General features: G+C 69.7%; 10 protein-coding genes. 7 read left to right on the top strand and 3 right to left on the bottom strand.

What is annotated here, in order from left to right; all coding sequences use genetic code 11:
- Positions 1-183 precede the first annotated feature (183 nt).
- The 6 genes from O9Y01_RS06045 to O9Y01_RS06020 all read left to right on the top strand — a co-directional run bounded on the left by O9Y01_RS06045 (position 184) and on the right by O9Y01_RS06020 (position 8,961).
- Positions 184-2,256 (top strand): oxidoreductase, encoded by a 2,073-nt coding sequence (locus O9Y01_RS06045; protein WP_269630637.1) that lies wholly within the window; start codon positions 184-186, stop codon positions 2,254-2,256.
- Between the two features lie 214 nt (positions 2,257-2,470).
- A complete protein-coding gene (locus O9Y01_RS06040; RefSeq protein ID WP_269630636.1) occupies positions 2,471-4,744 on the top strand; it encodes a putative bifunctional diguanylate cyclase/phosphodiesterase in 2,274 nt (757 codons plus the stop codon).
- Between the two features lie 588 nt (positions 4,745-5,332).
- Positions 5,333-5,635 carry a hypothetical protein gene (locus tag O9Y01_RS06035; protein ID WP_269630635.1) on the top strand — a complete coding sequence of 101 codons (303 nt, stop codon included), beginning with the start codon at positions 5,333-5,335 and terminating at the stop codon, positions 5,633-5,635.
- An 8-nt stretch (positions 5,636-5,643) separates the two neighbouring features.
- Complete coding sequence (locus O9Y01_RS06030) at positions 5,644-6,666, top strand: hypothetical protein (RefSeq protein ID WP_269630634.1); 1,023 nt, start codon at positions 5,644-5,646, stop codon at positions 6,664-6,666.
- Between the two features lie 706 nt (positions 6,667-7,372).
- Positions 7,373-8,005: a hypothetical protein gene (locus tag O9Y01_RS06025; RefSeq protein WP_269630633.1), complete on the top strand. Its 633-nt coding sequence runs from the start codon at positions 7,373-7,375 to the stop codon at positions 8,003-8,005.
- Positions 8,006-8,196: 191 nt separating this feature from the next.
- Entirely contained in the window at positions 8,197-8,961 is a 765-nt protein-coding gene (locus tag O9Y01_RS06020) for a hypothetical protein (protein ID WP_269630632.1), read from the top strand.
- 25 nt (positions 8,962-8,986) lie between these two features.
- Here O9Y01_RS06020 and O9Y01_RS06015 read toward each other — a convergent pair whose 3' ends face one another.
- Positions 8,987-9,175, bottom strand: coding sequence for a hypothetical protein (locus O9Y01_RS06015; protein WP_269630631.1), 189 nt, complete (start codon positions 9,173-9,175; stop codon positions 8,987-8,989).
- A 310-nt stretch (positions 9,176-9,485) separates the two neighbouring features.
- On the opposite strand from O9Y01_RS06015, the gene O9Y01_RS06010 reads away from it, so the two are divergent.
- On the top strand, positions 9,486-10,964 hold the full coding sequence (locus tag O9Y01_RS06010) for a hypothetical protein (RefSeq protein WP_269630630.1): 1,479 nt from the start codon (positions 9,486-9,488) through the stop codon (positions 10,962-10,964).
- Between the two features lie 21 nt (positions 10,965-10,985).
- On the opposite strand, the gene O9Y01_RS06005 is transcribed toward O9Y01_RS06010, so the two are convergent.
- Both O9Y01_RS06005 and O9Y01_RS06000 read right to left on the bottom strand, forming a co-directional pair.
- Entirely contained in the window at positions 10,986-11,780 is a 795-nt protein-coding gene (locus O9Y01_RS06005) for a substrate-binding periplasmic protein (RefSeq protein WP_269630629.1), read from the bottom strand.
- Between the two features lie 138 nt (positions 11,781-11,918).
- On the bottom strand, positions 11,919-12,392 hold the full coding sequence (locus O9Y01_RS06000; RefSeq protein ID WP_269630628.1) for an Lrp/AsnC ligand binding domain-containing protein: 474 nt from the start codon (positions 12,390-12,392) through the stop codon (positions 11,919-11,921).
- Positions 12,393-12,401: the final 9 nt, after the last annotated feature.

The following is a 12,401-nucleotide window of genomic DNA, read 5'->3' as shown; positions in this document are numbered from 1 at the left end:
GATTTGCTGCCCCTGAAATCCGGCGCGGCAAGTCCCGTGCCGGCCCCTGGCGCCGGCCGCCGGCCAGGCCTAGAGCCGGCTCTCCAAAGCAGGGTTGCCCGCCATGGGGCGCACGGGGGCCGCTGCTAGCATCAGCCGCGACCTCGGGCCGCCTGCGGTGGCCTGCCCCGCGCAATAACAAGCATGAAGGAGACCGCCATGGCCTACGAGCATCTGCTGGCCCCGCTGGACCTGGGCCACACCCAGCTGAAGAACCGGGTGCTGATGGGCAGCATGCACACGGGGCTGGAGGACTCCCGCAAGCACTTCGAGCGCATGGCGGCCTACTTTGCCGAGCGCGCCCGGGGCGAGGTGGGCCTGATCGTCACGGGCGGCTTCGCGCCCAACATCGAGGGCTGGGCCAAGCCCTTTGCCGGCACCCTGGCCACCAGCGGCGCGGCGCGCCGCCACCGCGTGATCACCGACGCCGTGCACGCCGAGGGTGGCAAGATCGCCCTGCAGATCCTGCACACCGGCCGCTACGGCTACCACCCGCTGTGCGTGGCACCCTCGCGCATCCAGTCCCCCATCTCGCCCTTCACACCGCGGGAGCTGAGCGAGCGCGGCATCGAGCGCCAGATCCGCGCCTTCGTGCGCTGCGCCAAGCTGGCCCGCGAGGCCGGCTACGACGGCGTCGAGGTGATGGGCTCCGAGGGCTACTTCATCAACCAGTTCCTGGTGACCCACACCAACCAGCGCCAGGACCGCTGGGGCGGCGCCTATGAGAACCGCATGCGCCTGCCGCTGGAGATCCTGCGCCGCATGCGGGAGGCCGTGGGCCGGGACTTCATCATCATCTACCGCCTCTCCATGCTGGACCTGATCCCGGATGGCAGCAGCTGGGAGGAGGTCGTGCAGCTGGCGCGCGAGCTGCCCGCTGCGGGGGCGGACATCATCAACACCGGCATCGGCTGGCATGAGGCCCGCGTGCCCACCATCGCCACCAGCGTGCCGCGCGCCGGCTTCGCCTGGGTGACGAAGAAGCTGCGCGATCAGCTGCGCTCCGAGGGCATCACCACGCCCCTGGTCACCAGCAACCGCATCAACACCCCCGAGGTGGCCGACCAGGTGCTGGCCGAGGGCAGCGCCGACATGGTCAGCATGGCCCGCCCCTTCCTGGCCGACGCCGACTTCGTGCGCAAGGCCCGCCAGGACCGTGCCGACGAGATCAACACCTGCATCGCCTGCAACCAGGCCTGCCTGGACCATGCCTTCCAGCAGAAGATCGCCAGCTGCCTCGTCAATCCGCGCGCGGCCCACGAGACCGAGCTGCGCGTGATCCCCCTGCAGAAGGAGCAGCCGCGCAAGCGCGTGGCCGTGGTGGGCGGAGGCCCGGCCGGCATGGCGGCAGCCACCACCCTGGCCGAGCGCGGCCATGCAGTCGACCTGTTCGAGGCCGGGCCTGAGCTGGGCGGCCAGTTCAACCTGGCCCGCCGCGTGCCCGGCAAGGAGGAGTTCAACGAGACCCTGCGCTACTTCCGCCGCCGCATCGAGACCACCGGCGTGCAGCTGCACCTCAACCGCCGCGTGGGCCTGGACGACCTGAAGCCGTACGACGAGATCCTCCTGGCCACCGGCGTGGCGCCTCGCAACCCGCGCATCGAGGGGCAGACCGAGGGCGAGGCACGGGGTCAGGTCTTGAGCTATGTGGACGTGCTGCTGCAGCGCAAGCCCGTGGGGCGGCGCGTGGCCGTGGTCGGCGCGGGCGGTATCGGCTTCGACGTGTCGGAGTTCCTGCTGGAGGCCGGCCACTCGCTGGCCCTGGATCCGGAGGCCTGGCGCAAGCACTGGGGCGTGGGCGATCCGGCGCAGACGCGCGGCGGCCTGCTGCGGGCGGCACCCGAGGCGCCGCAGCGCGAGGTCACGCTTCTGCAGCGCAAGAAGGGCAAGCTGGGCGCCGGCCTGGGCAAGACCACCGGCTGGATCCACCGCGCCGCGCTGAAGATGAAGAACGTGCAGATGGTGGCCGGCGTCAACTACGAGCGCATCACGCCCGAGGGCCTGTGGGTCAGCTATGGCGAGAAGCGCGAGGACCTGCAGCTGATCGAGGTCGACACCATCGTGCTGTGCGCCGGCCAGGAGCCGGTGCGCGAGCTGCAGGCGCCGCTGGAGGCGGCCGGCCGCCGCGTGCACCTGATCGGCGGCGCACTGGAAGCCGGCGAGCTGGACGCCAAGCGTGCCATTCGTCAGGGTGTGGAGCTGGCGGCCCGGCTGTGAGCGCCGGGGCGCTCCTGCTCAAGCGTGCAACTTTTCGCTGATGCCGGAGTGATGCGCTCCCGGTAAACCCTAGACGGCGTGCCGTTCGGATCACTTTGGCCTGACAGTCGCGTCCAGAGGGGGCGTCACGTGCTGTTGGACGGCGCTCGATCCGATGAATAAAGCGATCCGCAGGCCCTGGGCCTGACGGGACTCGCGAAAGGTCTGCCGCTCCATGCGCTTTCTGCGTCGCCGCCCGCTGATGGCGAGCCCGCTGCTGCTGCCGCTGTGCGCCCATGCGCAAGGCGGCCTGCTCCCCAGCTGGAACGATCTCAATGCCCAGGACCCCGTCCTGTGGCTGGGCCTGGCCTGCGTGGCCGGTGGCCTGAGCATGGGCGGCGTGCTGGCCCTGTTCCTGCACCAGCGCCAGCGCCTGCAGCGCCGGCGCGAGGAGCTGCGCCGCCTGCGCCAGGAGCGCGCCCGGCTGCGGGCCTTCCTCAACGCCGTGCCCGATCCCATGTTCTCGAAGAACGCCCTGGGGGCCTACGAGGGCTGCAACCCGGCCTTCGAGGCCGCCGTAGGGCGCCATGAGGCCGAGCTGCTGGGCCGCCGGGATGACGAAGTCGGCATCCGCCTGGACTGGACCCGCAAGCGCGACCGCCAGCTCAGCTGGTACCAGCGTCCCAACGGCGAGCGCCAGTGCCTGGACGTGGTGCAGGTGGACATCCACGACGGCGAGGACTTCCTCGGCCGCATGGCCATCGGCCGCGACGTCACCGAGCTGCAACTGGCGCGCGAGAAGGCGCGCCGCGCCGAGACCGTCTTCGCCCACTGCGGCGAGGGCATCCTGGTCTGCGACGAGGAGCTGCGGGTGCTGGACCTCAACCCCGCGCTGAGCCGCATCTGCGGCTACGAACGCGAGGAGCTGCTGGGCGAGGTGCCCCAGCTCTGGCGCGACGGCGAACAGGACCCCGAGCAGCTGCTCGCCCTGCATGCCCAGGTCGAGAGCCAGGGCCACTGGAGCGGCGAGCTGATGGTGCGCCACAAGAGCGGCGACCCGGTGCCCGTGTGGGCCACCGTGGTGCGCGTCGACCCCGATGCCGGCCAGGGCGAGGGCCTCCAGTACCTCAGCGTGCTGACCGACATCTCCCGCATCAAGGCCACCGAGGCCGCGCTGCTGCACCAGTCCCTGCATGACCGCCTCACCGGCCTGCCCAACTCGGCCCTGATGCGCGACCGCATCGAGCGCGAGATCGGCCAGGCCCAGCGTGCGCAGGGCAAGGTGGCGGTGCTCTTCATCGACCTCGACGACTTCCGCGACGTCAACGACATCGCCGGCCACGCCGCGGGCGACCAGGTGCTGCGCACGGCGGCCGAGCGCTTCGTCAACGTGGTGCGCGCCAGCGACTCCGTGGCCCGCGTGGGCGCCGATGAATTCGCCATCGTGCTGGGCGGGCTGGACGACGAATCCGCCGCCCTGCGCCTGGGCGACCGCCTGATCCAGGCCATGGACGAGCCCATCCACGTGGGCCTGCAGCGCTTCAACATCGGCGCCAGCATCGGCCTGGCCCTCTTCCCCACCGATGGCCAGACGGTGGACGAGCTGCTGCGCAATGCCGAGGCCGCCATGTGCCGTGCCAAGGGCCATGCGCGCAACAGCGTGCAGTCCTACCGCCCCGAGCTGACCCAGGCCGTGCAGCAGCGCTTCGAGCTGACCCACGCCCTGCGCCTGGCCAATGAGGCAGCGCAGTTCCGGCTCGAGTACCAGCCTCAGGTGCGGCTGTCCGACGGCCAGCTGATCGGCGCCGAGGCCCTGCTGCGCTGGCGCCATCCCACCCGCGGGCCCATTTCCCCGGCCGAGTTCATCCCCCTGGCCGAGGACACCGGCCTCATCGTGCCCATCGGCCGCTGGGTGCTGGAGCAGGCCTGCGCCCAGGCCGCGCGCTGGCAGGGCCAGCCCGGCAAGCCGCAGCAGGTGGCCGTGAACGTCTCGGCCCGCCAGCTGCGCCAGCCCGACTTCATCCTGGCCCTGGACTTCATCCTGATGAGCACCGGCTGCCCGGCCACGGCGCTGGAGCTGGAGGTCACCGAGAGCCTGCTGCTGGAGGACGCCGAGCAGGCCATCCGCCTGCTCAACCAGCTGGCGGATCGCGGCGTGCGCGTGGCCATCGACGATTTCGGCACCGGCTACTCCTCGCTGGCTTACCTCAAGCGCATGCCGGTGCAGACCCTCAAGATCGACCGCAGCTTCGTGCAGGAGCTGGGCGAGGACAACAACGTTGCCGCCATCGCCCGCACCGTCATCGTCCTGGCCCACAGCCTCAACCTGGACGTGCTCGCCGAGGGCGTGGAGACCGCCCAGCAGGCCGAATGGCTGCGCCGCGAAGGCTGCGACTGGGCCCAGGGCTGGCACTACGGCCGCCCCATGCCCGCCGACGCCTTCGAGCTGCCCCAGCCCGTGGCCACGGAGCCCAAGCTGGCGGTGGTGAAGGCCCTGCAGCGGGCCTGAGGGCGCAGCGCTGGGGTCAGGTCTTGCCCTTGGCGCAGGACACCCACCTGCTTGAATGGCGACTGTCAGAACTTGCAGTAGTCCCATCTGTTGGGGGCCAATAGCATGCGGGCCTTTCAAGACGGCGCCGGAGGCTGCTGCCCATGACAAGGGGCGGCAGAAGGAGCGCAAAGGCCCAGAGCTCGAAGAAGCGGGGCCAATCCAAAGGGAGAACACTCGATGAAGACAGTCCTGGCATTGCTCAGCGCAGCCTGCCTGTGCGCGCATGGCGCGGCGCAGGCCCAGTCCAGCACCCCGGTCGCCCCCAAGGCGGCCCGCCCCACTTCCCCAGCCGGCAAGCTGCCGGCCGTGCCCGCCCGGCCGGGCAGCGGGCAGACGGCGTCGCTGTCGGAGTCCGAGGGCAGCAGCTGCCCTGTGGATGGCGCCGGAGAATCGCAATGCGTGGTTGTTTCCAGCGGCTCGAGTTCGGGCGGGGGTGGCAGCTATACGCCGCCGGAGCCGGGTGGGGTGCCGGGAGGTGCAATGAGTGGGGATGGTGCTGGAGGCACGGCGACTGGGGGCGGGGCCCCGGGGCCGGTGGATCCGAGAATGGCAAAGTTCCAGCAGTGCTGGGCGGCTCAAGACGCAGCACAGAAGAAGACGGATGAGGCGTATGACAGGGCCATAGCGAGATGCGCCAGCAACTATCCAGACCCCACAGGCACTATCGGCATTGGCGGCAGCTACGCGGGAACGGGCGGCAACATCAACATTCCGGCGGATTGGGTGTCCAGCAATCCTGAGAAGCGCCGCGTCTGCCAGGACAAGGCAAAGGAAGACCAGGCCGCTGATACTCGCTACAACGAAGCAGTGGGAAACTCGTGCCGAACCAAGGCCGTGAATGGCGGATGAAGGCAGCCATGGACGCGAATCGACGACGGGGGAAGCTCCCGAGGACTGTTGTGGCGGGTGTCGCGCTGGCCATCGTCACGCTCGTCGCTGTGGCTGGGTGCCTGGGCAAACTCTCGGCGTCTAAGCTGCCCGATGGGGATACCCCTTGGCATGCAGAGTCGGCGACGCAGGAGCCGACGCGACAATCGACGCGTGTTGCAGCGACCGGTGCGGCGCCTCCGCCGCCGCTCTCGGACGACGGGCGGGCGCAGGACGGCAAAGCTGGCGCGCAGGCCCCTGCCACTTTCTTGACGGATTGGTCTCGCTACCCCAGCGGCTTGATGGCTGCCTTGGATCAAGCGGTTCGCGAGCAGGATGGGCCAGCGGCCTACGAACTGGTGCGTATCCTGCAGCGTTGCGAGCGTCTGCCTCAGGACATGGAGCGGATGCGACAACAGCTGTCCGACCTGCAGACGCAGGGCATCCTGATGCACAAGGACCGGAGTTTCATGGATCTACTCCTGTCAACCATGCAGCAGGATCATTCGCACTGCCAAGCGCTCTCAGGAGATCTCAAGCAACGGCGACGCCAGTTGCTGGAAGTGGCGGTGCGACAGGGAGTCGATGGAGCTGGCATGGCACTGTTCTCTGCCGGCGTCCGCGAACCGTGGGTGACGCGGCAGGTGCTTCGCGAGGCCGAGCGAGGCGATGACGCGGCACTTGCAGTCCTGGCGCTCGGCGAAATTGCTCATGCGAGTCGGCTGCAGCGAGAAGCAGCGGGCGATGCCCTGCTGCGTAGCGCCAGTGAGCCCGCAGCAGATCCGGCAGAGGATCGGCGGCTCAGGCGCAGTCTTGAGGAGATTGCACGCCAACGCCTCCTGCAAGCATGGCAGGCCGATCCCGGCAATCCCGCCAAGTCTGCGGCAGCGAAGGCGGCCTATCTGGGAGAGTCGGTGCCACCGATGCAAGGCAGCACGGATGCGCAGGTCCTTGCCTTGGCCGATCAATACTTTGCAGCCTTGACGAGGCGCAGGCGCGCCCCCAAGGCCTGACCCATGCCCATCGGCTGATTGATGTGGCTCCCTGTGTCCTCGCGGGGCATGCGTTGCCTCGGGATGAGAGGCCTTCGAGCTGCCCCAGCCCGTGGCCACGGAGCCCAAGCTGGCGGTGGTGAAGGCCCTGCAGCGGGCCTGAGGGCGCAGCGCTGGGGTCAGGTCTTGCCCTTGGCGCAGGACACCCACCTGCTTGAATGGCGACTGTCAGAACCTGCAGCAGTCCCATCTGTTGGGGGCCGATAGCATGCGGGCCTTTCAAGAAGGCGCCGGAGGCTGCTGCCCATGACAAGGGGCGGCAGAAGGAGCGCAAAGGTCCACAGCTCGAAGAAGCGGGGCCAGTCCAAAGGGAGAACACTCGATGAAGACAGTGCTGGCACTGCTTGGCGCGGCCTGCCTGTGCGCGCAGTCCGGAACCCCATCCGCCCCGAAGGCGGCCAGGCAATTGTGCGTTGGCTGCGGACAGTGAAGCGGCAAGCTGCCTTGACACGGCGCGACGACGCCGGAGCCGGCCCAGCCGGGCCCCTGCCGTAGCCTCGACTGCCGCGAAGTTGCGGGCGAACTCTCACCGTGTTTTATAAATATATTGTTAGGATTTTTGGTTCGTGCAAGGCGCACATGCGCGGAGACCGGCACTTCAGAAGTCCAACAGCCCGTTTCCCCTGTGTGCTTGAACCATCTTGACGACCACACGAGGGAGAACTCCATGAAAGTCATCCGGGCGCTGATCGGCGCAACATGCCTGTTGGGATCCGCAACCGTGCTTGCGCAATCGCCCGCCAAGCCGGCGCCGGGCAAGCTCACGCGGCCCGCCACCACAGCGCCAGACGGCGGGCGCATGGCGGCCGGATCGCAGACCGGCACCGGCAGCGGCAACGGTGCTGGCAGCGGCACGCCGAGTCCCAACTGTCCGATGGACCGGCAGGGCAAGCCCGCCTGTACGGTTGAGGTGGATGGGACGGGCAATGGTGGCAATGGCTCGGGCACCAACGGCAGTTGGGACCCCGGCACGAACCCTGGAGGGGCTGTGGAGCGACCCACACCCGGCCCCGGACCAGGAGGAGAGGGCGCAGGGACGTCGAGTGCGACCGAGGCCGGGTTCAGGCAGGACGCGCAGAAAATAGCGGAGGGCCTGGAACTCCCATGTCCAGGGGCTGGCGAGCTGCCGGAGATCTACATTGCAAGGATGATGAAGTACTGCCAATCCACGGTGAAGGGCGCCTTTCCCGTTCTGACCTGGATCTTCCCTTCGGTCCCGCCAACGGCTTGCCGGCTGGCGGGCATTGAGGAGAAGGCGGGCCAGGTCTTGCTGGGCGTCGCCACATGCAAGGCCCAGTGAAGCGTCGGCGTCTGTGGGGACTGGGTGCGGCAGCGCTGGCTGTCGCCGTGCTCTATGGCTTCGCCCGGACTGCACCACCCACGGAGGAGCGCGTCGCTGCCTTGCCCTCCAGCGCCAAGCCGGTCGCGGGGCCGGCCTCCCGGCTGGCGCCCGCGGAGCCGCCATCGGCGTCGGCGAGTGCCCAGTCAGACATGCGGCCGGTCGGTCGTGGCGAGGTCGAGAGGCCGCGGCAGGGCCTGCTTTCCCTCTCCGCGCTGGACTGGTACAGGCGAGCGCTGTCGCCCACCGCCTCGGTACGGGACAAGACCGTCGCCCTGCATATCGATCTCCAGTGCGCCAAGCTGACTTCCGCTCGCGCCAACTACGAGGAACAGCGCGTGGCGGCGGCTCGCCCTGCTCCGGCTTCGGTGCCCGGCATCGCGCCAGAGGAGCTGGCGGAGCTGAACGCACGCCAGGCCAAGGCGGCACCTGCGGAGCAAGGGGTGGAGCTGCGGCGGCTCGCTGACTATTGCAGCGCCGGCCAGGGCTTCGAATTGATCCGTGAGTTTCGCAAGGCCGGCATCCGTCCGACCGAGTACGCGGAGCTGGTCATGCCGGGCCGCCCGCTCTCGGGCAGATTCCCTGTGGTGGTCGACGTGCTGACCAATCCACAGGCTCGTGCGGTCGAGTTCACGATCTGGGCGGACGCAGGCTTGCGTGCGGTCTTCGAGCAGCGCCATGGCCTGGATGATTGGCAGGCCTGGCATGCCAGCAGCTGGCTTGTGCGGGAGGTGTTGGGCAACACGGAGGAGACCGTGCTGTTCGACCGCCTCCAATGCGCGTTCCATGGCCACTGCCGCAGCGCCAACCTGCTGACGGAGGCCGAGCGCCAGCGCGCCGAGGCGGCGGCGCGCCTGGTGCTGCAGGACCTGCAGCGCCAGGACTGGCCACGTCTGATCCTGGGGCCCCGGCCCTGAGCACGCCTGCCAGGCCGCAGCGGCGTCAAGCCGCCTCGCGGCCCGGCGCTTGCTGGATGTCGGGCCAGCCTGCTGCCGGCAGCGCGGTCCCGAGGTCGCCCAGATCCTGCACCTCCAGCCCCTCCCGCAGTTCCATGCTGGACCCAAACCAGCCGCACTCCCGCGGGGCGGGCGCCAGCAGGGGCAGCGTGGGCCCGGGAGGTGCTTCGTTCATGGCATCCGGCACCGTGCGCCCCTGGAGTGAACAAGACGCGCATCATGAAAGTTATGAGGCGACATCGCATCGGCAAGTGAAACGAGGCCGGCACGGGGCCGCGTTCCCCCCCACTTCCAGGCGCCTCGCGGCGGGGGCGGCTGCGCAGGGGGCCGCCTAGCCCTTACCATCGCGACCAATTTCAATGAACTCATGGCATCCGGCGCCGCTGGCCCTCTGACGGGCCGGCAGGGGGCCGGCGTGTCCTGCACTCTGGATGGATCGCATGGCTCGCTCACCGTCATCTCGTCTCCTGGCTTGCTGCATCGGCATGGCACTGGCCAGCTTGGGCGCGCAGGCCCGGTCGGAGCAGGCCGCGCCCGGCGGCCTGCAGGCCAGCGAGGCCTCCCTGCGACTGGAATACCAGCGCGTGAACGTGCCCGGCGACCGCCCCCTGGACCTGATGGGCTTTCATTTCCATCAGCAGGTGATGGAGGGCATCAAGCTGGGCGCCGGCTTCTATGCGCCGCTGTTCAAGGGGGAGTACGGCGGCTTCGTCGCGGCCGATCTCGGCGTGCTGGCCCGCTATCCGCTGGCCGGGCCCTGGTATGTCACCGCGGGCCTGTCCGCGGGCGGGGGCGGGGGCGGGCGCAGCGTCGAGCACAGCAAGCTGCTGTCGGGCACCGGCGGCTTCATCAAGGGGCACCTGGGCCTGGGCTATGACTTCGGCGATTTCTCGGTGGGGGCCAGCCTGTCGCGGCTGAAGTTCCGCCAGTCGCTGATCGATGGCAGCCAGGCGAACGTCTTCATCGAGTTCCCCTTCCGCTACCTCACCGGTCCCCACGCGGGCCACGGGCAGGCCCTGCCATCCGGGGACGACCGGCGCGCGGCGCAGGAGATGGGCGAGAGCATGCTGACCCTCTCGCTGGACAACTACCGCCAGCAGGATCCGCAGGGCTCGAACAAGCGCACGGTGGGGCTGGGCGAGCTGCAGTTCGCCCACTTCTTCGCGCAGGACAGCTACTGGTTCGCCTCCCTGGGCATGGGCTACCGGGGCATGCCCCTGTACAACCAGCTGCTGGGCGGCGCGGGCCAGCGCTGGCGGCTCTCGCCGGCGCTGACGCTCTATGGCCAGCTGGGCCTGGGTTCGGGGGGCTATGCCCCGGAGGTGATCGACACGGCCTCGGGCCTGCTGGTCTATCCCCGCCTGGGCCTCGAGTACGCCCTGGACCGCGACCTGGGCCTGGCCTTCACGCTGGGCTACATGACGGCCCCCCGCGGCAGCTCGCGCAACCAGACCTTCGGCCTGGCGCTCACCCGGCACCTGCGGTCCGGCCAGTCCGGCGACGCCGTGGGGCCGGCGCGCTACCAGGGCCTGCGGCTGTCGGTCTTCCAGCACACCGCCTTCCACCTGAGCTACCGGGAGCAGGCGCGTCCGGCGCTGCAGATGATGGGCCTGCAGCTGGACCTGCCCCTGGACGCGCACTGGTACCTGCCGCTGCAGGCCTCCGGCGCCTACAACGCCTACCTGGGCTATCCCGGCTATGCCGAGATCCTGGCCGGCCTGGGCCTGCAGACGGCGCTCGCGCGGGAGGACCGCTACCAGCTCTTCGGCCAGCTGATGGGCGGCGCGAATGTGCACGGCAAGGTGGCCAAGGTCAGCGCCGGCCTGCGCTGGATCGTGGACGAGCGCCTGGCCCTGAATGCCTCCCTGGGACGCACCCTGGGCCGGGGCGACACCGGGGGGCATTTCAGCGCCAGCAACCTGACCCTGGGCCTGGACTACCGCTTCTCCCTCCCGACGCGCTGAGCCCGCGCGGGGCGCTGGGCCTCAGGGCGACGCCGCCGCGGCGCCGGCCAGCGCCAGGTGCAGGGCCTGGCGGTACTCGGCGGACTCGCGCACTGCGGCCACGCCGTCCCAGATGCGTTCCGCCAGGGCCGGGTGGCGCTTCACGAAGGCATGCGAGAGCAGCAGGTAGTAGGGCTTGCTGACCAGGGGCGGGCCCTGGCGCTCGATCTGCGCGGCGAACTGCGGGTTGCGGCTGAGGGTGTAGTCGCCCTGGCTGGTCTGCAGCGCCGCGGCACCGATTCGGCCGCGCTGCAGCATGGCCAGGATGGCGTCGGGCGCCTTGGCCGAGGCTTCGATGGGCAGCTGCTGCTGGCGCAGCCAGGCCACGATGGAGAAGCCGGCCTGCGCGCCCACGGCGCCATCCAGCTGACTGAGCTGCTGCCCGTCCCAGCTCACGGCGCTGCCCTTGAGCCGGTAGAGGTGGTAGCTCTCCTCCAGCATGGCGCGCTCCACGTCCACCTGCCCGCCCCGCATGGGGTAGCGGCCGATTTTCAGCCGCTCGGGCTGGAAGCTGGCCTTGAAGGCACCGTCCACACCGCCTTCCTGCAGGGAGAGCAGGCAGCGCCGCCAGGGCAGCAGCGTGACCTCGAAGCGCAGGCCCAGGCGCTGGCCCAGCAGGCGCACCATCAGCATGTTGAGGCCGCTGCGGTCGCGCAGCAGCCAGGGGTAGGAGTTCTCGTCCTCGGCACACAGCTGCAGCACCGACGGGCTGCCGGCGTCCGGGACCTGGGCCCGCCCCGTCCCCGGGGCAAGGGCGCCCAGCAGGCCGACGGCCATGAGCCATGCCCGGCCTCGGCGGCCGGTGCTTCCTGCGCGATCCCAACGCATGTTCTGCTGCCTCCTGCCCCCCGCGACAGGCGGGCGGGGCTCCCTGAATATAGCCAGCCCGGCGGGGCTTGTGGACCCGCGCGCCCTTCAGATCGGCAGGGCCGTGCTGTTCTTCACCTCCTCCATCACGGCGTAGGTGCGGGTCTCGCGCACGCCGGGCAGGGTCCAGATCACGCTGCCGATGAACTCGCGGTAGGCGCCCATGTCGGAGACCCGGGTCTTGAGCAGGTAGTCGAAGCCGCCGGCCACCAGATGGCATTCCAGGATCTCGGGCCGGGCCTGCACGGCGGCCTTGAAGTTGTCCATCACATCCTGCACCGTGCGGTCCAGCAGGATCTCGATGAAGACCATCATCGAGGCCCCCAGCTTGGCCGGGTTCAGCCGGGCCTCGTAGCCCAGGATGTAGCCCTCGCGGGTGAGGCGCTTGACGCGCTCCAGCACGGCCGTGGGGGAGAGGTGCACCGCCTCGGCCAGCTTCAGGTTGGAAATGCGCCCGTCCTGCTGCAGCACGCGCAGAATGCGGGCGTCGATGGTGTCGAGACCGGTGTCGGGGCTGGCCATATGAACTTT

The sequence above is a fragment of the Pelomonas sp. BJYL3 genome (genome assembly GCF_027257975.1).
GTDB classification, from domain to species: Bacteria; Pseudomonadota; Gammaproteobacteria; order Burkholderiales; family Burkholderiaceae_C; genus Roseateles_B; species Roseateles_B flavus.
This window is presented reverse-complemented; position numbering and strand designations above follow the sequence as displayed.